The sequence below is a fragment of the Nitrospirota bacterium genome (assembly GCA_004296885.1).
Lineage (GTDB): Bacteria > Nitrospirota > Nitrospiria > Nitrospirales > Nitrospiraceae > SYGV01.
The window spans coordinates 1-24,287 of the sequence record SCVN01000014.1 but is presented as its reverse complement, the minus strand read 5'-3'; the positions used below and the strand labels follow the sequence as shown (position 1 = coordinate 24,287).

21 protein-coding genes and 2 tRNA genes are annotated in these 24,287 nt (G+C 64.2%); 3 read left to right on the top strand and 20 right to left on the bottom strand.

All coding sequences use genetic code 11. The annotated features are described in order from the left end of the window. Positions 1-83 precede the first annotated feature (83 nt). A complete protein-coding gene (locus EPO61_06990) occupies positions 84-1,631 on the bottom strand; it encodes a hypothetical protein (protein ID TAJ09094.1) in 1,548 nt (515 codons plus the stop codon). Then, positions 1,628-4,171: a hypothetical protein gene (locus EPO61_06985; GenBank protein TAJ09093.1), complete on the bottom strand. Its 2,544-nt coding sequence runs from the start codon at positions 4,169-4,171 to the stop codon at positions 1,628-1,630. The genes EPO61_06990 and EPO61_06985 overlap by 4 nt, the downstream gene beginning before the upstream one ends. 9 nt (positions 4,172-4,180) lie before the next feature. Here EPO61_06985 and EPO61_06980 point away from each other — a divergent pair, with 9 nt between their 5' ends. Next, positions 4,181-5,512: a hypothetical protein gene (locus EPO61_06980; GenBank protein TAJ09092.1), complete on the top strand. Its 1,332-nt coding sequence runs from the start codon at positions 4,181-4,183 to the stop codon at positions 5,510-5,512. 261 nt (positions 5,513-5,773) lie between these two features. On the opposite strand, the gene EPO61_06975 is transcribed toward EPO61_06980, so the two are convergent. The 18 genes from EPO61_06975 to xerD form a co-directional block, all read right to left on the bottom strand. Then, on the bottom strand, positions 5,774-6,184 hold the full coding sequence (locus tag EPO61_06975; protein TAJ09138.1) for a cytochrome c: 411 nt from the start codon (positions 6,182-6,184) through the stop codon (positions 5,774-5,776). A gap of 167 nt (positions 6,185-6,351) precedes the next feature. Further along, positions 6,352-7,182 carry a purine-nucleoside phosphorylase gene (locus EPO61_06970; GenBank protein TAJ09091.1) on the bottom strand — a complete coding sequence of 277 codons (831 nt, stop codon included), beginning with the start codon at positions 7,180-7,182 and terminating at the stop codon, positions 6,352-6,354. Positions 7,183-7,242: 60 nt separating this feature from the next. Further along, positions 7,243-8,160 (bottom strand): helix-turn-helix domain-containing protein, encoded by a 918-nt coding sequence (locus tag EPO61_06965; GenBank protein TAJ09090.1) that lies wholly within the window; start codon positions 8,158-8,160, stop codon positions 7,243-7,245. Positions 8,161-8,176: 16 nt separating this feature from the next. Beyond that, on the bottom strand, positions 8,177-8,827 hold the full coding sequence (locus tag EPO61_06960; GenBank protein TAJ09089.1) for a tetratricopeptide repeat protein: 651 nt from the start codon (positions 8,825-8,827) through the stop codon (positions 8,177-8,179). Positions 8,828-8,847: 20 nt separating this feature from the next. Continuing rightward, a complete protein-coding gene (locus EPO61_06955) occupies positions 8,848-9,762 on the bottom strand; it encodes a sugar kinase (GenBank protein TAJ09088.1) in 915 nt (304 codons plus the stop codon). Position 9,763: 1 nt separating this feature from the next. Beyond that, a complete protein-coding gene (mtnP, locus tag EPO61_06950) occupies positions 9,764-10,597 on the bottom strand; it encodes an S-methyl-5'-thioadenosine phosphorylase (GenBank protein TAJ09137.1) in 834 nt (277 codons plus the stop codon). Positions 10,598-10,680: 83 nt separating this feature from the next. Continuing rightward, entirely contained in the window at positions 10,681-11,712 is a 1,032-nt protein-coding gene (gene miaA, locus EPO61_06945) for a tRNA (adenosine(37)-N6)-dimethylallyltransferase MiaA (protein TAJ09087.1), read from the bottom strand. A 49-nt stretch (positions 11,713-11,761) separates the two neighbouring features. After that, complete coding sequence (mutL, locus tag EPO61_06940) at positions 11,762-13,750, bottom strand: DNA mismatch repair endonuclease MutL (protein TAJ09086.1); 1,989 nt, start codon at positions 13,748-13,750, stop codon at positions 11,762-11,764. Further along, a complete protein-coding gene (gene ybgF, locus EPO61_06935; GenBank protein ID TAJ09085.1) occupies positions 13,686-14,531 on the bottom strand; it encodes a tol-pal system protein YbgF in 846 nt (281 codons plus the stop codon). The genes mutL and ybgF (EPO61_06935) overlap by 65 nt, the downstream gene beginning before the upstream one ends. Positions 14,532-14,535: 4 nt before the next feature. Beyond that, positions 14,536-16,065 carry a tol-pal system protein YbgF gene (gene ybgF / locus EPO61_06930; GenBank protein TAJ09084.1) on the bottom strand — a complete coding sequence of 510 codons (1,530 nt, stop codon included), beginning with the start codon at positions 16,063-16,065 and terminating at the stop codon, positions 14,536-14,538. A gap of 42 nt (positions 16,066-16,107) precedes the next feature. Further along, entirely contained in the window at positions 16,108-16,761 is a 654-nt protein-coding gene (gene pal / locus EPO61_06925; GenBank protein ID TAJ09083.1) for a peptidoglycan-associated lipoprotein Pal, read from the bottom strand. Between the two features lie 68 nt (positions 16,762-16,829). Next, positions 16,830-18,131 carry a Tol-Pal system beta propeller repeat protein TolB gene (gene tolB / locus EPO61_06920; GenBank protein TAJ09082.1) on the bottom strand — a complete coding sequence of 434 codons (1,302 nt, stop codon included), beginning with the start codon at positions 18,129-18,131 and terminating at the stop codon, positions 16,830-16,832. 4 nt (positions 18,132-18,135) lie between these two features. After that, entirely contained in the window at positions 18,136-18,603 is a 468-nt protein-coding gene (locus EPO61_06915) for a TonB C-terminal domain-containing protein (protein TAJ09136.1), read from the bottom strand. A 628-nt stretch (positions 18,604-19,231) separates the two neighbouring features. Continuing rightward, a complete protein-coding gene (tolR, locus tag EPO61_06910; protein TAJ09081.1) occupies positions 19,232-19,678 on the bottom strand; it encodes a protein TolR in 447 nt (148 codons plus the stop codon). Next, entirely contained in the window at positions 19,675-20,394 is a 720-nt protein-coding gene (locus tag EPO61_06905) for a hypothetical protein (GenBank protein TAJ09080.1), read from the bottom strand. Before EPO61_06905 ends, tolR begins: the two co-directional genes overlap by 4 nt. A gap of 72 nt (positions 20,395-20,466) precedes the next feature. Next, positions 20,467-20,545 (bottom strand) — tRNA-Asp (locus tag EPO61_06900). A gap of 101 nt (positions 20,546-20,646) precedes the next feature. Continuing rightward, positions 20,647-20,722: transfer RNA gene (locus EPO61_06895), tRNA-Val, on the bottom strand. A 169-nt stretch (positions 20,723-20,891) separates the two neighbouring features. After that, positions 20,892-21,812: a site-specific tyrosine recombinase XerD gene (xerD, locus tag EPO61_06890; GenBank protein TAJ09079.1), complete on the bottom strand. Its 921-nt coding sequence runs from the start codon at positions 21,810-21,812 to the stop codon at positions 20,892-20,894. A 149-nt stretch (positions 21,813-21,961) separates the two neighbouring features. On the opposite strand from xerD, the gene EPO61_06885 reads away from it, so the two are divergent. Further along, the gene (locus tag EPO61_06885) at positions 21,962-23,965 is read left to right on the top strand and encodes a hypothetical protein (GenBank protein ID TAJ09078.1); all 2,004 of its coding nucleotides are present in this window, start codon (positions 21,962-21,964) and stop codon (positions 23,963-23,965) included. A gap of 10 nt (positions 23,966-23,975) precedes the next feature. Continuing rightward, a partial coding sequence (locus tag EPO61_06880) for a tryptophan--tRNA ligase (GenBank protein TAJ09135.1) occupies positions 23,976-24,287 on the top strand: 312 nt, incomplete at its 3' end.

Genomic DNA, 24,287 nt, shown 5'->3' with positions numbered 1-24,287 from the left:
TTTGACACCATGCTCAAAAGAACTAATGGTTTACCGCCCAACCGCAAACATCCCTGTCAATGTGCGTTGTGCAATCACAGGGCTCAGCCCTGCTGTCCAGCCTCTCCGCGTTTCACATAAATCGCCACCTTCGCATCCAGATAGACTTCGCGCCAGTCCGGCTGTTTCGCCAGCGCCTGACTGAGCGGCGTGCCGACCGACACGATGGCCCAGTCCACGTGATATTTCTCCAGCACCGCCAAGTCCGGCGGGTTGTTGTTCGTCAGCACCATGTAGTCTTTGAATATCCACCGGTCGCCGATCCGAAAGGCTGGCATGCGGCCATCAATAAATATCTTCTCCCCCGGCAGCCACCAGAGCAGAAACCCGCCATGACCATAATCGTTGTACATCCGTTGGCCGAGCTGTGCACGATGCCCCTTGATCCATTCGACCGCTTCGATCGGATATTCGGTCCGGCGGAAGAACCTCTGCGGTGCCAGGCCGGACTGGGCGACATGCTGGAGATGGTCGCTCCCTAGCGACCCAACCCACAGGGCCGCGGCCAGGGTGGCAGCGAACAGACACCGCTTCTGCCAGGCAGGACTCAGCTGGAACCGCGCACAGAATTTCCCCCAGGCCCCATCCAACAGCTCGGCCCAGAGGGGCAGGCTCAGCAGGAGAAAAAACAGGACATTGCGCCAATGTCTTAAGGACAAGACCAGAAAGACGAACAGGATGGTCCAGCGAACCGGCTCGAGACGGCGATAGCCGGCCAGGACCGCCAACCCCAACGCGATCAGGTAGACCACATAGGTCAGGCCCGCTTGCTTCTCCAGCGAGACCGGATGCCATTCATCCAGGGTCTGGATCATGAAGGTATCGTTCAGCGAGGCGATGATTTCCCCATAGAGATGCCAGCCATAGGGATTGAGAAAGGTCGCGCCGAAGGCCAGCAGGATCACCAACCCCAGGTGAGCGATCTGTTGCCAGGTCAGGACCGGCTCATACAGGTGATCGGTGAACGACAGCCCGCGATCCTTCGCCACACGCACCACAGCAGAGGCAGCGAGCAACAGTCCCAAGACAAAGAGCCCGGCCGTGAACCCTCCGTGGAGGTTGGCCCAGAGGAGGAACAGCCCAGGCACCATCCAGAGATGGGCCAGCTTCCCCGCTCGATACAGACCGAACCAGCGGAGCAGCAGGGCCAAGCCCAGCAAGGTCACCAATTGGGTTCTTGCGCCCAGGAACGGCAGCGCCACCCACAACGAACCGGAGAGGGCCAGTAACTTGAACGTCCGGCTTGCCTGCGCCAGACCAACGACGATCCAGAAGGCGCCCAGGGTCACGGCCGCAAACAGACCAATCACGGCCATGGGACCAACAGTCCCCATCCCCTGATAGAGCAGCGCCAGGAACCCGTCGGTCAGCCAGGCATGGTCCACCCAGGGCCAGTCGGGCATGGTGTGGGAATAGGGATCGGTGGCCGGCATCCGCCAGCCGTTCTGCAAGAGATCGAGGCCGGTCCGCAGGTGCCAGCCGAAATCCGGCTCGACCAAGGGTTGCAATGACAGGTTCAGCAGAAAGAAAAGCAGCAGCGCGTCGAGGGCGGGAGAGTCGGCGTGAGGCTTGTCCGACGCCTCACGCTTCACGTTGCACGCCTGACGGCTTCCGGCCTGCTCACCAGCAAGTTCCCCATTACCAGCCAGTCCACCTCGGTCCGGAGGAAGCACTGCACCGCCTCGTCCGGAGTGCAGACGATGGGTTCGTTCACGTTGAAGGAGGTGTTCAGGAGGACCGGCACGCCGGTTTTTTGCGTGAAGGCTTCAATCAACTTGCGATAGCGCGGGTTGGCCTCGCGATCCACGGTTTGGACGCGCGCCGTGCCGTCCACGTGGATCACGGCGGGGATCACGCCCTTGGCGGCGGGACGGGCCTTGTGGGTGAACAGCATGAACGGCGACGACTCAGTCAATTCGAAATACTCTGCCGCCCGCTCTTCCAGCACCGAAGGGGCGAAGGGCCGAAACGGCTGCCTCAACTTCACCTTGCTGTTGATGAGCTCGCGCATGTCCTCCCGGCGGGGATCGGCCAGGAGGCTGCGGTTACCCAAGGCCCGAGGCCCCCATTCCATCCGGCCCTGGAACCAGAACACCAGCCGGCCATGGGCCAGTTCCGTGGCCACGCGATCGCAGAGGGCTTCCTCGGCCAAGGTTTGAGCGGACAACCCGGCTCGTTCCACTGCCTGCCGACATTCGTCTTCGCTGAACTGAGGCCCGAGGTAGGCGCTGGTCATCACCTCCCGCTGGCGCAGCTCGCCGCGGCGGGCGGCAAGCCAGAGGGCGGAGCCAAGCGCCGCACCTGCATCGCCGGCCGCCGGCTGCACATAGACCTGCCGGAAGCCAACCTCCTGCCGGAGCCGGCTGTTCGCGACGCAGTTGAAGGCCACGCCTCCGGCCAGACACAAGTTCTCCGCGCCGGTCGCGTCCTTGAGATACCGGGCCAGATGCAGCAAGGTCTCCTCCAACACCAGTTGGGCACTGGCGGCCACGTCGCGATGGCGTTGGGTGATCTCCTCGTCGGCCTTCCGGTTCGGCCCCAGGAGACGAAGCAGCTCGGGCACGAAAAGTCCGACCCGAGCTAGGTGGAAATCCAACAGTCTCGTATTGAGGCGGAACGCTCCCTCCGGCGCGAGCGTGAGAATCTGTCGGCGCAGCGTTTCGGCATACCGAGGCTCCCCGTATGCGGCCAGGCCCATGACAATGTATTCATCCTGATCCGGCGTGAATCCGAGATAGGCCGTGATCGCGGCATAGAACTGGCCGAGCGAATGGGGCAAGTTGGTGCGCTTCAAGGCGGTGATCTGACGGCCCTCGCCCAATCCCAGCATCGAGGTGTGGGCTTCGGACGCGCCATCTACCACCAGGATGGCGGCCCGCTCGAAGGGAGAGACGAGAAAGGTGCTGGCTGCGTGGCAGAGGTGATGGTCCAGGAAAACCGGCTTCGTCCGGCTGGGCCCGAACGTGTCCCGGAGTTTGGACGTGAGCAACACTTGCTCGGTCCATTCGTGGCTCAGCCGCTCGGCGCTCCGCCGGCCTTTGACCCGAAACAACGCGGGCGAACGGACCATCGCCCCGAGGGCGAGCGCCGCGCGTCGCCCCACGACCCAGTACTTCCAGGGGACGGCGATCGCATCGAGATCATCCAGCCTCGCCCCGGCTTCCTGCAAACAGTAGCGGATGGCCTGGAGGGGCAGCGCCGTCACATGCTTGGTCCGGACGAACCGTTCTTCCTCGGCCGCCGCCAGAATGTGTCCATCCTGGAGCAGCGCCGCCGCCGCATCCCGCAAATTCAACAGGCCCAGGACCAACATACAAGCCCTGCTTGAGCCGCCCGCTTCGATCAGATACGGGCGGATAAGTACCTTGCCGCCAGTACGCCTAGATGAGTCGCCGCTAGAATAGACGAGACGGAGGGGACAGGCAAGCGTCTCCGCCTTCGTGATCGCCTGTTGCATTTCGGTCTGGGTTTCGGTACGGTGCCGAATGTCGTATCCTAGACGTCGGTGCGGAGCATGTTCTCCGGAGGGCTCAACTCGGTGACGCAGCGCACCCCAACGACCCGCCATCATCGGACCATCCGAATGTCCGTGGCCGGCAGCCGTATGGCTACACTGCTGCCCCTTATCCTGTGCCTGCTGGCCGCTTCGGCGGGCTGCGAGAAAGTCACCAAAACCTTCACCCGGTCCACCATTCCCAGCCTGGGCCCCCCGCTCCCCCACACGATCAAACTGGAATTCGACCCCACCTTGAGCAAGGCCAAGCTGCAATATACCAACGCCTGCAACTCGCCCCAGGAACTGCGGGTGGGGGAAGATTTGGAGTCCACCCTGCTCCAAGCCTCCCATCAGACCTTCAAAACGGTGTACTTCGACACCAAGACCCCGCCGGCCGGAACCACACCGGATTTGACTGTGCGGATCGGGCTGCTGCAGTCCGGCTTGGAAATTCAGACCGACGGAATCTACGACCGCTTGCCGGCCGATTTGAATTTGGAACTCGGGACGGTCTTTCGCGATCCGGCCGGCAAAGTCCTGTCGGAAAAAAACTTTTCGGTCCGACGGAAGGACAGGCTCGTCCTGGAGCCGACCCAACACCGATGCATGTATACCAACTCCTATTCCCTGATCCATGACAGCGCCGTGGCCCTCGCGGTTCAGTTCATCAAACACTCTCGGGCCCTTCTGGATCCGGACGGCCAGTATGCCGCCGCGCCGACCGGCCAGACTGCAGGAGCCGCGCCGGAGGCGATGCCGGCTCCCGCTCCGGTTGCGCCTGTCGCGCCTCCGGCAATGCCCACGGGTCTGTCCTTTAAAGCCACGGTCCTGGACGAGAACAGCAACTCGATCCTGGAAGGCGGCGAGCGGGTGAAAGTCCGGGTGGACCTGGTCAACGCGGGACGGATGCCGACCCGGGATGTGGCGGTCACCTTGACCGGCACCCCGGCATTGCTCGGACAGTTTCCGGCCACGACCCTGCCGGTCGGCCCCCTCCAGCCAGGCGAGTCCCGCTCGATCGAATTCGTGGCGACGATTCCTCCCTCGCTGCCGGCGCAGCAGGCCCAGTTGCAGGTTTCAGTCGCGGACGCAGCCGGCGCCGGCCCCCCGCCCCAGTCCTTCACGACCGCCTTGCGGGCCGCCGGCGCAGGAGCCGCAGCAGCCGCCGCCGGCGCCGGCATGATCTTTACGAATGTGGACCAGGTGCCCGGCGCCGTGGCCGGCTTTCAACGTCCCCAGACCCACCTACTCGCGGTCGGAATCGGCGACTACCGGGATCCGGCGGTCCCGACCAGGAAATTCGCCGCGCAGGACGCGGAGTTGGTCGCCTCGTACTTCAAAACCATCGGCGGAGTGCCGGCCGCCAACGTTCGGGTCTTGCAGGACCGCAAGGCCCTGCGACCGGATATCGAAGAAGCCATTCTGGACTGGCTGCCGCCCCGGCTGACGCCGGATTCCATCGTGATCGTCTACTTTGCCGGCCAGGCGCTCGTGTCCCCCACCGGCGAGACCTTCCTGCTCCCCTATGAAGGCAGCACAACATCCCGAGCCAGACTCTATCCGCTCAAGGACCTGCAGGCCGCCCTGGCAAAGTTAAACGCCCAGCAAGTGGTGCTGATCTTCGACGGGGCTCTGTTGCGGCTCGGGAAGGACGCCAAGGCGCCCCAATGGGATGTCGGAGGCGGGACACTCGTGCGGTTGATCGGAACGACCGGCCTGCAGTCCGGCCTCGAACCGGACCAGCTTAAGCACGGTCTGTTCACCTATTACGTGCTGCGCGGGCTGAAAGGCGACGCGGATGCCAACCATGACGGCGAGGTCACGCTGGGCGAACTGGCGACCTTCGTGCGCCAGACGGTCCCGGCCACGGCCAAGTCCCAATTCAAGCAGGATCAACGTCCGGCCGTCTTCCCCGCCCTGCCTCCGACCAGCAAAGCGGCAGCGCTGCCATTGGCCAGAACCGCCCCTCGTCCCTGAATCCTGTTGTCGCAACCCGCGATAGTTTCGCCCTACAGGATGATCCAAAAGACCACCGTCTCACCCGCCCCACCCCGGCGCACCACGACACGCCTCTCCCACAGTTACGGCCGCAAGGAGCGAGGCATCGAGGCGCATTGGAGAAGTACGTTGAGCGGCCGAGCGACTGAACGCACCGCTGGCGGTCTTTTCCACCGTCCTGAATAAAAAAAGGGCGGAGGGAATCACCCTCCGCCCTTCTACTCACACCCGCTGAAAAACTTATTCAGCGTCTTTCTTGCAGAAGCTCCGCTCGTAATTGATGATCGTCCAGGCTTCTTCTTCGTTGATCGCGGCCGGGATCAGAGGCACCATGCCGGTTCCCGCGCTCCCGTTCTTGATCACCCAGAAGAGCTCCCCGTCCTTCCGCTTCTTGTGGAACTTGCAGTTCGTGAAGTTCCGCGGGCTCGGGTTCAGGATCGCGCCGGCAGGACCATCGCCCTTGCCTTCCTTGCCATGGCAGTTGAAGCAGGTGCCCTTGCCCTCGAACAGCGCCTTCCCCTTGGCGATATTCTCCGGCGTATTCGCCACCGGATTCTTCAAGCCCTTCGCCTCGGCGATCTGATCCGCCGGCACCCGAGGCTTCAGCGGATCCCGCTCCTCGGCCACAGCCGCCGTGGCGGCGACAAACATCAGGGCAGTCAACAGACCCAGAGACTTCGACACGTACCGCATCTCGACTCCTCCTTTTTGTTGAATCACCCACAAGTCCGAATGAAGACTGTGGCCCCGGCAAAACGGGCGAAATATAACAATGCGCCCCCTGCTTGTCAAGCGACACGCCGCCGAACGAGGACCGGCTACAACCCGTCCAGCACCCCATCCAGCCAGATTCCGATCGCCGCCGCCTTGCTGGTCGCCATCGCCACCACCTGCCGGTGCCCGACCTGGCAGTCCAACGGGGCTCCGGCCTGGTTGGTGATCAGCGCCAGCCCCAAGACCCGCAAACCCAACGCCCGTGCGATGATGACTTCGGGCACCGTGGACATGCTGACCGCCTGAGCCCCCAACCGCCCGAGCATCGCCGCCTCCGCTCCCGTTTCGTAGGTCGGCCCGGTCACTGCCGCGAGGATACCCCGCCGAACCGGCAGGCCTGCAGCCAGGGCCGCCCGCTCGCCCAGGGCCAACAAGGCCCGGTCATAGGCACCGGCCATTTCGACGAATCCGCCGAACCCACCTCCGCCGGGAGCCGCCCCCATCAGAGGGTTATCGCCCATGAGATTGAGATGGTCCTCGATCAACATACAGGTGCCGGGCGGCGCATCATCCAAGGCCCCGGCAGCGCAGGTCACGATCAGCGTCTGGACGCCCAACGCGGCCAGCACCCGCACGGGGCGGATGACCGTATCGAGCGCATAGCCCTCGTAGCGATGGACCCGGCCTTGCAGAATGGCAACGCAGGCCCCGCCGCGCTCCGTGAGGACCAAACGCCCCGCGTGGCCTTCGACCGAGCAACGGGGAAAACCGGGGATCTCCTGATAAGGAATTGCGGCCAAGGCCTGCGCCTCGTCGGCATAGCCCCCCAACCCGGACCCGAGGATGATGCCGACGGAGGGCCGGCCGGGCAAGCGGGAACGGAGGAATTCGACCGCCGGTTGCACGGAAGAGGAGGCAGGATCGTCAACCGCCATGAAAACCGTCGCGCATGCAGCGTCGAACCATCTCGCGCTTCATGCTTCAGGAATGACGCATCACGGCCGTTTGAGCACGATGTCCCGAGCCACTCGGCCGCGCGGGCCGAAGGGGCCCTGTTGTTTGCCGTTGAGCGAGACACGGACGCCGCCGGCATTGCCCAGGGTCAGGGAAAACCGGTCCGAGGCCTTCCATTGTACCCGGTCGCCGGGCCGCATCAAGGCCTCGTGGGGGCTGGCCCCGTCTATCTGTATGACGACCCAACTGAGTTCCAGCGCCTCCAGGTCAAGCACCAGCGGGGCCGAATGCGTCGGGTCGGCCTGGCCCGGCAGGCCCGCCAGGGGGGAGGTGGATACCGTCGGCAGGGGCAATATCGCCTCCTGCTCCGCGGCCGACTGGCCGGGCCCCGGCACCGCCTCCTGGGGCTTCGGCTCTGTTGCGGCAGAGGGCCCGGTCTCGGGCCGCTCCGGCCCGCGGCGAACCGGCGCGCTGTCGGAAGGCTTGCGCTCGGCCTGGGCGCGCGATGCGCCCGTCGCCGGCCCCGCAGGGGCGGCGGGCGGCTCCGCGTCGACAGCCGGGCGGTGCTTGGTCATCGTGGATTGCTCGCGACCGAGCAACAGGACCAACGCCAGCACCGCCACGGCGGCGGCGGCAAAGATCACCTTGCGGTTTGCCTGCCGCTGACGTTCATCCGCCACCTGCCGCACCCGCAGCAGTTCGAGCTCCGATTGCTTGTTGTAGAAGGACCCCGCGGAATCGGCGAACCGCCGCATGGCGTCCTCCTCGTCCAGTCCCAGGGAACGGGCATAGGATCGGACGAACCCCTTGGCGAACACCTGATCCGGCAACCGGGCATAATTGCCCTCCTCGAGCGCCATCAGGAATTCCGGATGAATGCGGGTCTTCGAGGCGACATCGTCGAGCGTCAGCCCCTTGGTTTCGCGGACCTGCCTGAAAAAATCCCCGATCGATTCCATATGACTCCGTCGTCCGCTACGGCCTGAGCCGCTCCAGTAATTGGTTCGCCTCGGCGGCGAACCGTCCGCCCTTATCCAACGTGGCCACGCGCATCAGAAACTCGCGCGCCTTCGTATCATAACCAAGACGGTAATAGACCCGCCCCAACTCCAACTGCACCTGCGCCGAAGGGGCGTTTGGAGGCGTTACCAACAGGGCGTCTTCGAAGGCCCGCGCCGCCCCCGGCATATCGCCTTCATGGGCGAGGGCCAGGCCCAGATTGTACCAGGCCACGTCCGGCGTCGCGTACAAGGGGTTGCTCAACGCGCGACGATAGGCGCTGATCGCCTCCTGCCAGCGGTCCTGCTCCTTGAGCACGTTGCCCAGGTAATTGCGTGCCTCGGAGTACTCAGGGTCGATCCGTAACGCTTCGCGGAACTCCTCCTCGGCCTGCGGATATTTCTGCTGTTCGGCATAGATATGCCCCGCATAATAATGCGCGTCCCGATGCTTGGGATTTTCCTGGATCGCCTTCTGGAAGGAGACAAAGGCCTTCTGGCGATTGTTCTCCAGATTGGCCATCCCTTCTTTGTAATAGCCGTCGGCCCGCTTGACCGCTTCCTCCGAGCCGCAGCCCAGCCACCCGCCCATCCAGCAGAGGAGACAGGCCAGAACGGTTCCACTCACGCGCTGAAGCAATGGCGACCTCACGGCAAATCGTCAAAATGGGTGAGCCGCTTGAATTCCCGAAACCGGGCTTCGATCTCTTTGTAATCCAGCGCGCGCAATCGGTCAAGACTGAAGGCCTCAACCGTAAAGGAAGCCATGACGCTGCCGAAGATGATCGCCTGCCGGATGGCCTGCTCCGACAGATTGCCGGTCGCCGCCAGGTATCCCATGAAGCCTCCCGCAAACGTGTCCCCGGCCCCGGTCGGATCGCGGACCTGTTCGAGCGGATAGGCGGGGGCCCCGAACATCTGCTTCTGGTTGAAGAACAAGACCCCGTACTCCCCCCGCTTGATGATCAGATGCTTGGGCCCCTTGGCGAGAATCTTTTGCGCCACTTGCACGAGGTTCGGCGACTCGCCCAGCGCCCTGGCCTCGCCGTCGTTGATCACCAGCACGTCCACCTGGGCCAACGTGCGCCAGAGCGCGTCCCGCTTGCCGTTGATCCAAAAATTCATCGTGTCGCAGGCCACCAGCGTGGGCCGCTTGACCTGCTGCAGCACGTCCAACTGGAGCTCCGGGTCGATATTGCCGAGAAACAGCAAGTCCGGCGACCGGTACGCCTCGGGAATCTTGGGCCGGAACGTTTCGAAGACGTTCAGCTTGGTGTCCAGGGTATGGGCTTCGTTCAGCTGGTGAGTATACTCGCCTTTCCAGCGAAAGGTCTGGCCGGGCCGCCGTTCCAATCCCGCCAGGTCGATGCCGCGGCTCTTGAGGAACTTCAGGTGGGCCTCCGGAAAATCCTCCCCCACCACGGCGATGAGATCCACGCCGGTGAAATAACTGGCCGCGGTTGCAAAATAGGTCGCCGACCCGCCCAATACCTCGGTGCCTTCGCCAAACGGAGTTCGGACCGTATCCAACGCGACCGAGCCGACGACCAACAGCTTGCCCATCTCAGCGGCCTCCTTTCGCCGGCGCATAGCGCCGGCCCAGCAATAAGCCGAGACGCTTGCGCGCCTCCTTGGTGATCTTGTCCGGCGCCGTCAGCACCGCGTACTCCAATGCCGTCCCGCAAGCGCAGGTCCGCGGCTCCTCGGCAACCGGCAACGTGGCGCGCAGGATGCGTTTGGCCATCGCCACGTTCTTGTGGAGGGTCGCCAGGATCGCCTCGACCGTCACGGACTCCTCGCTGGAATGCCAGCAATCGTAGTCGGTCGGCAGCGCCAACGTGGCGTAGCAGATCTCGGCTTCCCGCGCCAGCTTGGCTTCGGGCAGGTTGGTCATCCCGATCACATCCACGCCCCACTGCCGGTAGAGGAAGGACTCGCTCCGCGTGGAGAACTGAGGTCCCTCGATGCAGAGATAGGTCCCCCCCCGATGCACGGTGGCGCCGGCCCCCTGGGCGGCCTCGGCCATCGCGCCCGAGAGATGCGGGCAGATCGGGTCGGCGAACGCCACGTGGGCCACGATGCCCCGATCGAAAAAGGTGCCGATCCGGCGTTTCGTGAAGTCGATGAACTGATCCGGCAACAGCACGTCGCCCGGCCGCACCGATTCCTTCATGCTGCCCACCGCGCTGACGGCGATCACTCGGGTGACCCCCAGCGATTTCATGGCATAGATGTTGGCCCGGTAGTTGATCTCGCTCGGGCTGATGCGGTGTCCCCGGCCATGCCGGGAGAGAAAGGCCACGGAACGCCCGTCGATCCGGCCGAGGATGATGGCGTCGGACGGCTTGCCGAACGGCGTGTTGACCTTCACCTCGCGGACTTGCTCCAACCCGTCCATTTCATAGAGGCCGCTGCCTCCGATAATACCGATGGTTGCTCTCGCTTGCGCTGCCTGCTTGCGTGCCACTCTTTGCTCTCCTCCTAGGTTGCCACGACCGTCTTCCGTATTTCTTTTCTCGCCGCCCCGGCCAGGTCGGCCAGGAACCGATGGACCAGTTCCACGATGCGAGCCGACACGTCTTCGAACCTGTCCTGCTCTCCGATCGTCAGCCAGATCAGCCCCGGCTCTTTGCGGAACCAAGTCAGTTGCCGTTTGGCGAAATGCCGCGTGTCCCGCTTGAGCAGGCGCACCGCCTCGGCATAAGGATATTCGCCGGCCAGGTACCCGGCCATCTGCCGGTACCCGAGCCCCTTCATGGAGCCCAGTTCGCGACGATACCCCTCGGCCAACAAGCTCCGGGTTTCCTCCAGCAAGCCCTTGGCCAACTGCTCGTCAACCCTGGCATCAACCCTTCGATAGAGCGCCTCCCGGTCGCGCGTCAGGCCGATCACGAGCGACGAGAACGGCGATTCGCCGAAGGCATGTTCGTGAATCGCGGCGGAGAGCGGACGCCCGGACAACCGGTAGACCTCCAAGGCCCGGATGATCTTCACCTGGTCGTGCGGATGCAGCCGCTGCGCCGAGGCCGGGTCCACACGGGACAGTTCCTGGTAGAGCACCCCGATCCCCTGGTCGCGCGCCTCGGCTTCCAGCCTCCCGCGCAAAGCCCAATCGGCCGCCGGCCCGTCCCACAAGCCCCGCAGCAGCGCGCGCACGTAAAGGCCCGTTCCGCCGACCAGCAGAGGGAGCTTCCCCGCTCCATGCAAACGCCCGATCTCCTCCAGCGCGTGCCGGCGATAGAGCCCCACGTTGAACGGCTGGTCCGGCTCGACCAGATCGATCAGCCGGTGCGGCACCCCTTGCCGCTCCGCCACCGTCGGTTTGTCCATACCGATATCCATGCCGCAAAAGACCTGGCGCGAATCGGCCGTGAGGACCTCCGTGCCCAACGCCTTGGCCAACAGAATCCCGACGCGGCTCTTGCCCACGGCGGTCGGCCCGACCAGGGCGACGAGGGGCTTCGCCTTAAGAGAATTCTCAATGTTCAATGTTGAATGTTGAATGGAAGTCATAACCGGTTTTTAATTGAACATTAACAATGCAACATTAAGCATTGCTGCGTTAGGCGCGGCCAAAGATTTTACCCAATTCCGCCGCGGGAAAGCGGAGCGCCACCCGCCGCCCGTGCGGGCAGGTCATCGGCAACCCCTCGCGCACCCAGTCTTCGATCAGCTGCTTGCTCTCGGACGGTTCCATCGCCCGACCGGCCCGCACCGCGCTGTGACAGGCCAGCGTCGCCAGGATGGGCCGCACCTTGGCCTCCAGCGACGAGGCGGCGTTCCATTCCGACAGGTCTTCGATCAAGTCGTGCACGAGCGCGACATAGTCCAGATGCGCCAGCTGGGCCGGAACCGCCCGCACCACGAAGGCGCCGGCCCCGAAAGGCTCGATGGAGAGCCCGAGTTTGTCCAACTCCGGCAGGTGACGCGTGAGCAACGCGGCACCCTGGAGCGGCACCTCGATCGGCTCCGAAATGAGCAAGGGCTGGGACGGCACGCGATGTTCCAGCCAGGCCCGCCACAAACGCTCGAACAGCACCCGTTCATGCGCCGTATGCTGATCGATCACCTGCAGCTCCGTGCCGACCTGGGCGACCAAAAACGTCCCGCTGACCTGGCCCAGCGGAGTCACCTCGCTCGCCGCCTCAATTAGATAGCCGGGCGAGGCCTCCCCGATCCCCGGGACGGCCAGCTGCTCGTCTCCCGAGAAGGAGGACGCTGCATCCCGTCCGGCTGGGTTCGCCCGGCCCGTCGTCGTCTGCAGACCTTCCCTTCGCAGGAGCAGAGCCGGCTGAGTCTGCCAGCCGGCTGATCCGCCCGCGGCCCGGTCGGTCGGTTGCTGAGACTGCCCGTCAAGCTGAATGCTCTCCGGACTGCCGCCCAGGGCCGTCCGGACCGAACGCCGGACCGTTTGATGGACCAGGTCCTGATCGGCAAACCGCACCTCGCGCTTCGCCGGATGCACGTTCACATCCACCCGCGCCGGCTCCACCTCCAGGAACAAGACATATTGAGGATATCGCCCCTTGGCCAGGAAGGAGCCGTACCCGTCGGCGATCGCATGAGCCACGGTCGGACTCTTGACGGCGCGGCGGTTGACGAACAGTTCCTGCGGGGTGCGTCCGGCCCTCACCTGAGCTCCGTGTACGGTCACGCCGGTCAGACGCAGGCCAGGGCCCTCGCCCCGCACATCCACCACCTGCTCCAGCCAGCGCTGGCCGTAGAGTTGCAGCAGCCGGTCGCGCAGGGACGCGGCAGCCGGATAGTCCAACACCTCCTGCCCGTTGTGCAGCAACCGAAACCGGACCTGCGGCCAGGCCAGCGCCGCTTGTTGCATCACCTGGCAGATGTGCGACAACTCCGTCGGCGTGGCTTTCAAGAACTTTTTTCTCGCCGGCGTATTGAAGAACAGGTCCGTCGCCTCGATCTGGGTGCCGGGTGACGCGGCCACGTCCTCCCGCTGCTCCGTCACCCCGCCCGTGAGGACCAATCTGGTGCCCACCGGCTCATCCCGCCGGGCCGTGATCAGCGTCAGCCGGGACACGGAGGCGATGCTGGGCAGGGCTTCTCCTCGAAACCCTAGCGTCTGGATGAACCAGAGGTCCTGTTCCGAGCGAACCTTGCTGGTCGCATGGCGTTGCAGAGCCAGCGGGGCGTCCTCCGGGCTCATCCCTTCCCCGTCGTCGGTCACTTTGATCAGCGTACGCCCGCCGTCCCGCACCTCCACCGTAATTTTCGTCGCGCCGGCATCCAGGCTGTTATCCACCAACTCCCGCACGACGGACGCCGGCCGTTCCACCACTTCGCCGGCGGCGATCTTGCTGACCACGTCGCCGGGCAACACCTGAATTTTTCCAGTACGGCTCACGAGGGTCACCGACCTGGCCTCCTCTGGTTGCCAAAATTGTTGCGGGCGGCGGACGCGCGGCTCACAACGCGAGCCGGACGGCACCGCGCCGGCGGCGGGGCGGACTGTGGGGAGCGACTCATCGGAGTTCGGCCAGTTTGTTCTTGGCGAGCTTGGCTTCGTTGGAGGAGGAAAACTCCTCAAGCACCCGCTTCAGGTAACTACGCGCTTTCAGGGGATCGCCGGTTTCCGCCGAGGACAGCCCCAGCTTGAACAGAGCGGGAGGCACTTTTTCGCTCTTCGGATATTCCTGGATGACCACGTCGAAGGCTTGCATCGCATGCGGGTAGTCTTTCAGGCTGTAGTACGATTCGCCGATGAAATAATGGGCATCGGGGGTTTTCGACGTCGAGGGAAAATCTTTCAAGAACCGCTCGAAGCCCCGGATGGCCAACTCATACCGCCCGTTGAGATAGTCGTTCTGCGCCAAGTTGAACGCACTGGTGGGTGAAATGTCCGGGGTGCCGGGAAGGACGGCCGGAGGCTCCGGCAGCTTGGCCGGTTTGGACTGTCGGGACGGTTCGTTGGGCGGCTGGGCGGGCGTCGCATCCGGCTTGGCCGGGGCCGGCGTCGGTGAGGCGTACTGGCTGTCTTGCAGCCGGGCGACCCGGCGGTCCAGGTCGTTCAACCGGTCCGTCAGTTCTTCCATCTGCTGCCGGAGCGCCTCCACGTCCTTCGTCCGCCCCTTGACCGCCTGGTCCGCCGGCGGAGTCTTGCCGCCTTTCGACTCCAGGGTTTGGAGCCGTTTTTGGATCTCTTCGTCGCGTTGCCGGTCCTGCTCCTGCAATTTGGCGACGGCCCGGACTTGCTCCTGGGTCTTCACGAAGTCGGCGTGGCTGGCACAGCCGGCGAGGGTGAGCCAACCCCAGGCCATGACGGCCAGCAACCTGACGGATAGTCCGGACGGCACATGACACATTCGCATGATGTTATCGGCCTTGGTTGAGTTGGACTAATTTTTCGCGGGCCTTGCCCGCTTCGGGGCTCTTGGGAAACACCTCGACCACTTGCGTCAACGCCAGCGACGCTTTCTTGCGATCCTTGAGCGCGAGGTAGGCCAGCCCCTTCTTGAACAGCGCGGCCGGCACCTTCTCGCTGGCCGGATCAATGGCTTTCACCTGCTCATAGGCGGCAATGGCCCGGCCGTATTCATTCTTGCCGAAGTAACATTCTCCGATCCAATACTGCGCGTTCGGCGCCAGCTTGCTCGTCGGGTACTGGGTCAGAAACTCCGAAAACCGTTCCAGCGCCCCGTCGAAATCTTTTTGTTTGAACCGCTGGAACGACCGATCATAGGCCGCTTTGGCTCCGCCGGCCCGGTCTCCGTCACCTGTCAGGAGCGCCTCGCCGGCCAGCGGCCCGGCGACCTGCATAGCGCCGTCTTCGGCTGCAGCCGAAGCAGCCGCCGCCCCGGCATTGGCCGGTTCGTCAGCCGATGCCGCTGGCGCCGGTTCCGACGCCCCCGCTTCGGACTCGGACATTACGGGGGCCGCCTGAGGCTCGGGCCTGGATTCCGCCGCTGCGGGAGCCTGGCCGGTCGCCGGGTGACTTGCCTTTCCGTCCGGTTTTCCCTTGGCGCCCTTCCCCTGCCCTTGCAGCTTGGCGACGGTATGGGTCAGAGCTTGCATCTGGGCGGTGGCTGCATGGAGCGACTTGGCCATGTCGTCCAAGCGTCGATCCTGCGCCTCTTCCTGCGCCACGAATTTGGCGCCGACCGCCTCCAGCGTTTTGGCCACGGTGCCCACGCTCTTGGTCACCTTGTCCAAATGGTCGTTCGTGGCCTTGGCATCGGCCTGGAGCCTGGCCGACACATCGTTGGTCCGTTGCTCCTGTTGGACCAGCTTGTCGCCCAAGCCGGACAGCGCCTGTCGGAAATCGGTCAGAGCCCGGTTCAACTGGACGATCTGCTCGTTGAGCGCGCGGGTCTGCGCCTGAGCCGCGGCGGCGGCCTTGTCATGCTCTTCCAGACGCCCATCGACCGTCTTGGCCATGGAAGCCAGCGCCACCGTTTGACTGCTCACGGTCTTTTCCAGCGAAGCCGCGCGCTTCTCCGATTCGGCGTCGCGTTTGGCGATCAACTGCTCGATTTTGGTGGCCCGGTCCTCCACCCGCGCTTCCAGGGCTTTGACCTTGTAATCGCTCTCATCGATCTTGCCCTGGATTTTCGGCTGGTCTTCCTCGCGGATTTCACGGATCGCGCTGAGGGCCCTCGCCCGAGCCTCATTGATGAGGGTGTTGGTCTGCGCGATCCGCTCGTCGAGATTCTTGTTCTTCGCCTCGATGTCTTTCTCCCGCTGATCCAGCAGGGAGATTTTCTTGTCCAAGTCCTGGCTGACCTTGACCAGCTCGGACTTTTGCGCGAGACAGCCGGTCAACAACAGACAGAGACCGGCACAGGCCGCGGCGGTCCTGCCCGCCGGACCGGACCGGAACCGCCCGACCTGGACCTGCACCCTCACCGCCGGACCTCACCCGCGCGCGGCGCGGACCGGACGCGCCGCTTACTTGCCGCTGACGACCAGGTGGCCGCGCCGGTTCCGTTGATAACAAGACTCATTGGACTCCTTGCAGAATGGCCGGTCCTTGCCATACGACACGATCGTGATGCGATTGCCGGCCACGCCGAGTTCGACCAGGTAATTGCGGACCGCTTTGGCCCGCTTCTGCCCCAGGACCAGATTGTACGCCTGGGTGCCGCGCTCGTCGCAATGACCTTCGACGGCCAGCTTCTGCGATCCATTGGTCTTGAGCCACTCCGCGTCTTTGGACAGCGCTTGTTTGCCGTCCTCGCTCAGCTTCCACGAGTCGTAGGCGAAGAACACGTCGTCGAGTCCCGCCTCGGCCGTCGCCGCCGCCTCCTGCTGCATCTCCTGTTGCCTGGACGATCCGGAGGACTCCGCCTTGGCGACGGCAACCCCTTCCGATACCCGCTCTTCGCCGGACCCCTTCCCCGAAGACTTTCCGTTGCTGTCGCCGGGCAACGAGCCGAACTGGCTGACGGGCGCATCCTGTCCGGCGGATTTCGACTGGCTGGGCGCCGGCTCGAACGATTTGGATCCGACATCCGATTGGATGGACTTGCTGCAGCCGGCACCGACCAATGCCACCAGCCCCAGCAAACCCACCATCGTCACGGTTCGCGTGCATGTATGCATAGGCTTGTCTCCTCCTGAGGTTAACACCTTCTCTGCTTCCTCGGCATAAACCGAGACGGCCCCGTCTTCTACGCCGGCGACCAGGCAGGAGCGCTGTGGTGAACTCCGCCCGACGTCAGCCGTTCGAGATCGGTTCCGTCGCTGTTGATCATGTAGATGTGGCTCTTCCCTTCCGCGGTCGAGCTGAATACCAGATGCCGACCGTCCGGCGACCAGGAAGGCGAGTCGTCCACTCCCTGGCCTGACGTGATCTGAATCCGCTTCTGCCCGTCCGGACTGATCAGGCACAGCTTATACTGCCGGTCCTGGCCGCGGCAAACGTAGGCGATCCAATTGCCGCGCGGGGACCAGGCCGGGGCGGCATTGTGATCGCCCTCGAAGGTCAGACGGCGCACATTGGAACCGTCGACGCTCATCAAGTAGATCTGCGGGCTGCCGCCCCGGTCGGACACGAAGGCCAGTTCACGGCCGGACGGCGCCCAGGCAGGGGACAAGTCTCCGCCGTTGTTGACCGTCAGCCGGGTCAGCGTCTTGGTGCGCAAGCTCAGTTTATAGATCTCGGCATTCCCCTCGTTGCTGGAGGCGAAGGCCAGATCCGTCCCATCAGGCGAGAAGGCCGGGGTGATGTTCAGCCCGGGCATAGACACCAGGGTCGCCCGTTTCCCCGTGGCCAACTCAATCGCGTCGATATCCTGCTTGGTCCGGCTCCGGTAGGTGGTAAAGACGATGTGCCGCCGATCCAGCGACCAGCGCGGCATGAGACTCAGAAACCCATCGGCCGTCACCTGACGCGGGCCGTAGCCATCGTAGTCCATGACGTAGAGTTCGCGGCTACCCCCCTGCTCCGACACGAACGCGATCTTGGTCTTGGCGATTCCCGGCTCCCCCGTATAACGGTACACCAGCTCGTCGGCCAGACGGTGCGCCATCTGACGCAGCACCGGCGGCGCCCCGACATAGCGCTTGCTGGCGATGGCTTCCTGCTTCACGCCGTCGTAGATCAACCCGTCCAACACCAAATCCGGCTGGCGGGCCGCAACCTGCCCCCAGACCAACACCGCAATCCCGTTGTCCACCGCCTGCTTGAACAGCACGTTTTGGGCCCCGTAGGCCCCGTCCAGCGTCAGGCCCAGCTTCGCCGGATCCGTCACCGAAAAAATCAGCGAGCGGCGGAGGTCGTCCTTGAGCACTTGCGTCAGCCTCGACCCGGGGTTGTCCGGCAGCTGTCCGTCGCGAAACCCGAGCACGGCGATCGGAATTTTCTGAAAGTCCGGCCGCGTCGCTTCCAGGAACACGTCCGCCGCGCCGGATTCCAGGATCGCCCCGAGCCCGGCCCCCAGGAGCAACGTTATGACGAGCAGGTATCGCATCCGCCTACCCAACCCCCTCACCCACCACGAAACTGAAATGCGCGTCCAAGGACGACTCGGCCAAATCCTTCGGGAACGGCGGGAGCGGGTCGGCCTTCAGCACCGCGCGGGTGGCCGCATCGTCGAAATAGCCGTTGCCGGACGAAGTCTCCACCGCCACCGCGCTCACGCCCCCGGACTGGTCCAGCCGGAATTTGATCACGACTCTGTACATCCTGCCGGTCAAGTCCACCGGCGGAGCCACCCACTGCGCGCTGATCAACCGCTGGACTTGCGCAAGATACCAGTTGAATCCCGTTGCGACGCCGAGCACCTGCATCCTGGTGGCGGGAATCTTGGCCGCCGCTTTGGCCTGCTGCGTCGGCGCCGGCCGCTTCAGAATGGCTTCTTCCGGAGCGGGCTTCAACGTCTGCGGCTCCAGGTTCTGCATCTGCTGGGTCAAGGTTTGCTTGGCCTGGTTCTCCTTGGGCATGGTGGGTCCGACGGCCACCGGCTGGGACTCGGGCACCGCCACGTTCTTGAGCAGGTCGTCGATCTCCCGCTTGAACTTCTGCTGCGACGCGTCGGTCTTGGCCGGTTGCACCCGCTGGACCGGCGCCGATTTCGGCGCAGGCGCCACATCGCCCAACGCGGGCGCCTGCGGCGGCAACTTGATCCCGCGCAAAAGATCCTTGAGCTGCGCCTCCGACTTGGAGGGCGCAGGAGCCGGCGGCGGTTTGGGCACCGTGACGGGCGGCGCGACCGCCGGCTTGACCACGTGCGGCACCGGAGCCGGTGGCGGCGCGGCCGGCGCCGGAGGCGGGGAGACCGGAACCTCCGCCTCCACGGCCCGCTGCACCGGAGCCGGTGGCGGCGCCGGAGGCAAGGTGACCAGCGAGACCTGATACGAAGCCAGCGGCCGGTCCATCTTGCTCGGCAACTTGAATCCGCCGGCGATGATCAGCACCGCCAGGTGCAGCAGCAGCGACAGGACGAGCATCGCGCCCGGACGCGAGGGCTGCGGCGCCGTCCCCTGCCACCAGAGCGACGAATCTGAACAGGCGTCCGCCGTCATGTCCGCCGTCGCGCCACCTCAGATGCGCGCGCGCCCTCCCCGACGCTCATGGCCTGCCCGGCTCCTTCGCGAGCCCGTCCGTCACACGCTCCGGCCCGACGGGGTCCGTCACCATGCCCAGCTTGTCGATCCCCGCCTGCTTGACCCCGTCCATCACCTGCACGACGGTGCCGTAGGGCACCTCGCGGTCGGCCCGCAGGAACACCGACACCTCGCGATTCCGTTGCTTCGCCGCCCGCAGACGGGTCTCCAGCTGAGCCGGAGAAACCCGGTCCTTGTCGAGATAGAGCTTCTGATCCCGTTCGATCGTGAGCACGAGCCGTTCCTCGGGCTTGATCGTATTGCTGGCGGAGGTCGGCAGTTTGATGTCCATGCCGCGGTAGAGCATCGGCGCCGTCACCATGAAAATGATCAGCAGCACCAGCACCACATCCACGAGCGGGACCACGTTGATCTCGGCCATGAACCGGCGGCGCCGGCTTTCGAAGATCACCCGCGCACCCCCGCGGCCTTGGGCTTGGCCTGCAGCCGGTGCATCAGCTCGATGCTGAACGCCTCTGCCCGGAACGAAGACTTGCGGATCCGATTCAGGAAGTAATTGTAGGCGATGACCGCCGGAATCGCCGTAAAGAGACCGGCGGCAGTGGCGACCAAAGCTTCCGCTACGCCGGGAGCCACCGCCGAGATGCTGGCGGTTCCCTGCTTGCCGATTTCCCCGAAGGCGTCGATGATCCCCATTACCGTGCCCAGAAGCCCGACGAACGGCGTGATATTGCCCGTCGTGGCCAGGAACGGCAGGTATGTCTCCTGCTTGGCAATCTGGTCTTGCACCAGATGCGCCACGACCCGATCCATATATTGGCGGTCCGCGGGCGACTGCTCCTCGACCGGATCGGCGGAGCCGACCGTCAGTCCATCTCGACCTTCACGGGACTCCCCCTGCAGCCGATCCGTGACCCCGAGAAAAAGCATGGCCGTCGGACTGGCCGGCAATCGACGCGCCTGCCGGCGGAGGTCCTCCTGGTCCTGCGTCTTGGCGAAGGCGTTCATGAAGCGCCGGTCGTCCCGGTCTCCGGCGCGGAAGGTCCGCCATTTGAGCAGAATGATGGTCCAGGAAACGACGGAGAAGAGGAAGAGCACCAGCAGAACGACTTTCGATACCGTCCCAAGCGAACCGACGAGCCCAAGAGGACCGGTCTGAGACATCATCAGGCTAGTACATCTCCTCCCGCATCATGCAGGGCTTACAATACCGAAACCACTCAACCCATTGGGGGAAATTGGCGGGGCCGACGGGATTTGAACCCGCGACCTCCAGATTGACAATCTGGCGTCCTAAACCAAGCTGAACGACGGCCCCATAGTTCGGATAGATGATGTGCAGATAAAATTCTGTGCCCGGCACCTCGATACTACCGTTCGACTCCGTGAGATGCCCACTCTTCGATCGCGTCACAGGTTTGGTAGGCGGAACAGGGATCGAACCTGTGACCTCTGCCTTGTAAGGGCAGCGCTCTCCCAACTGAGCTATCCGCCCGAATTCTTAAGCTTGCCGAGCAGTTGCGCGAGAGTGTTCGGATGGTATCAAGTCTGCCGCTGGTTGTCAACCGCGCGACAAGCAACGATGAAGTATAAATGATAAATGATGAACGACCTGGCCGCGGAGTTGCTGCATGTCCCGTCATCCGTTCATCGTTCAGCATTCATCATTTCGCCTTGACGCCGCGTCGCTGCTTCCGCGGGAACAGGTTCGTATGCACGCGCTTCAGCCGCTCGCGCTCGACATGCGTATAAATCTGGGTCGTGGTGATCCGGGCATGGCCCAACATCGTCTGGACCGAGCGCAAATCGGCCCCGCGATCCAGCAAGTGGGTCGCGAAGGAGTGGCGGAGCATATGGGGCGAGATGGGTTTCGTGATCCCGGCGCGCCGCGCCCGCGCCTTGAGCGCTTTCCAAAACCCCTGGCGCGTGAGTTTGGTGCCGCGCCGGGTCACAAACAGGTGCCGCACCTGACGGCCCTTGACCATGGCCGAACGGGCTTGCTCCAGATAGGCCTCCAGTCTCTGCCGGGCCACTTCGCCGATCGGCACGACCCGTTGCTTCGCCCCCTTGCCCGACGCCAGCACATACCCGACGCTCATGTTCAGATGCGCCACTTCCAGATTCACCAATTCCGAAACCCGCAACCCCGTCGCATACAATAATTCCACCATCGCCGCGTCGCGCTTGCCTTCCGGCTGCGTCTCCGCCGGAAGCTCGAGCAGCTTGGAGACCTCGGCTTGCGAGAGCACCTTGGGCAGCCTCACCCAGGGGCGCGGAGTTTTGAAGTTGAGCAGCGGGTTCTCCTGAACAAACCGCTCGCGGCAGAGGAAGCGAAAGAAGCCCCGCAACGCGGCCATGCATCGGGCGGCGGACGCAGGCGAGAGATTCGTGCGCCGCAAATGCGCCAGAAATTCGGACATGACCGGACGGGTCGCGCCCGCCGGATCACGGATCGCGCGGGCGGCGAAAAAATCTTGCAGCTTCTGCAGATCGCGCCGGTAGGCCTCGAGGGTGTTGCCGGCCAGTCCCGCTTCGACCCGCAAATCGGCGAGGTAGCGATCCACCAACCCGTCAAGTCTTTCCATCAGCCCACCCTGCTGGACATTTTCCGACTATACGCATGAACATCTGTGAAAACAACATGATACGCTTCGTCGTTGCCTTGACAGCCCCGCACCTGCCCCCTATAGTACAGAAGCCTTCGCGCACAAACCGGCGCAATACTTAGGAGCCGATGGTCGTTTCAAGTCCTTCACAACAACACCCCCCTTCCCCCACGTGCCCTTTGGTCCGCTCCCTCTCTGTGCGCGGCCTGGCCGCCGGTCTGTCTCTGTCCATTCTGCTGCTCGCCTCGCTGAGCCAACCCCCGACCATTTACGGCGCCGACGCCGACGCTCCGCCGCCCCCCCATATCAAGAACGCTCCTCCGCAGAAGCCGGATGACGGGCCCCTGGCAAAAGCCAAAGCCCTGCTCGACGCCCAACAAGACGACGAAGCCATCGAAACCCTCAAGCCGCTCCTGGCCTCGGCCAAGGGCGACTCGTTAGCCCAGGTCTATTTCCTCATGGCCGGCGCGCTCAACGACAAGAAAGACTATGCCGCGGCGGCCGATTACTTAGACCGCCTCCTGACCGAATTCCCGAAGGCCGAGGTGGCCGTCCGGAGCCGCATGCTGTTCGCCACCGTGCAGGCACACCTGGGCAAGACGGACCAGGCGTTCTCCCTCCTGTCCGACGTGCGCGCGCAGGCGGAGGACATCGAGACCAAGCGCGACGTCCTCAAGGCGATCGGAGAAGTCCAGGCCATCAAGAAGGATTACGTGCGGGCCGCTCAAACCTGGCTGGAGGAGATGTCCATCGGCCCGGCCGAGCGCACCGCCGAGGCGCGCGAGCGCATCAGGCGCCTCGTGCAGGAACAAGCCGATCGCACGGCGCTGGCACATCTGCGTGACGCCTACCCGACGACATTTCCCGGCGACCTCGTCTTGATTCGGTTGATCGAGATGCACCAGGCGCGGGGGGAAGAGCATCTGGCCGAGCGTAATCTGCGCCTCTTCCTCACGCATTTTCCTTCCCACGACTATGCCCAGTCCGCCGCGGAGCAATTGCGCGTACACAAGACGAAGCTCAAGACCAGCCAGTACGTGCTGGCGGCGGCGGTGCCGACCTCGGGACGTCTGAGCCCCTTCGGAACCGAGGCGCTGAACGGCATTCGGCTGGCCATCGAGAAAGCCAAGGAGACCGGGTTGACCTCCGTCGGGCTCGTCGTCAAAGACACAACCGGCCTGGAAAAGGCGACGCTCCGTACCGAACTGCTCGAGTTGGTCTCGGAATATCACCCGCAGGCGGTGATCGGCCCCCTCCTCTCGCGCCACCTGCCGACGGCCGCCGCCGTAGCCGAGGAAACCGACACGCCCTTTCTGACCCCCGCGGCCACGACGTCCGACGTGCGTCGCCTGGGAACCTACCTGTTCACGACCGCGCTCACCTATCCGCAGCAAGCCCGCCGCCTGGCGGACTATGCGGTCGGGCGACTGGGATACAAACGCCTCTGCATCCTCCACCCGGAGACCGCGTACGGACAGGAATTGGCCCGTCTGTTCAGCCAGGAGGTCCGCCAGCGAGGCGGCGAGATCATCGCCATCGAATCCTATCCGGAAAACACCACGGACTTCGGCCCGCAGATCAAGCATCTGAAAGCCGAAGACCTGAAACGGCACGGGACCGCCACGACGAGCCAGACGAGCAAAGGCGCCACCAAGATCACCTACACGGCCGGCTTCGACGCCCTCTTCCTGCCCGGCAGCGCCGGCGAGGTCTCCCTGCTGGCCCCGCAACTGCGCTTCTACGACATCAAGGTCCCGCTGTTGGGCAGCAATGCCTGGAATACGCCGGACTTGCTGCGCCTGGCGGACCGCTCGATCGACGGCAGCGTCTTCGTGGACGGCTGGTTTCAAGAGAGCCAGGACCAGGCGATGCGTGACTTCGTGGAGCAGTACCGGCGGAAGTACCAGAACAATCCGACCCTGTTCGCCGCCCAGGCCTACGACGCGGCGCGGCTGGCCCTGGAGGCCATTCGCAGGGGCGCCACGAACGGGAAAGGCCTGCGCGAGCAGCTCTTAAAAGGCCAGGACCTGCCCTCGCTGGGCGGGCTGGCGTCCTTCGGTCCCGGCGGCACACTGGAGCGGCGGATTTTTCTCATTCAGGTCAAACAGGGCAAACTGATCCAGCTCGAATAACAGGAGCATGATGACGACCCACCACGCAAAAAAACGAGTATTGAGCGGCATGCAGCCCAGCGGGCTCCTCCACCTGGGCAACTGGCTCGGCGCGTTGGAAAACTGGAAGGCGCTGCAGGAACAGTACGACTGCTTCTTTTTCGTCGCCGACTGGCACGCCCTCTCCACCAACTATGCCGACACCAGCCGCATCAAGGAATTCTCGCGCGAGCTGCTCATCGACTGGCTCGCCGCCGGCATCGATCCGCAGCGCGCCACGGTCTTCATCCAATCGCGCGTCCCCGACCATGCGATCCTGCACCTGCTGCTCTCGATGATGGTG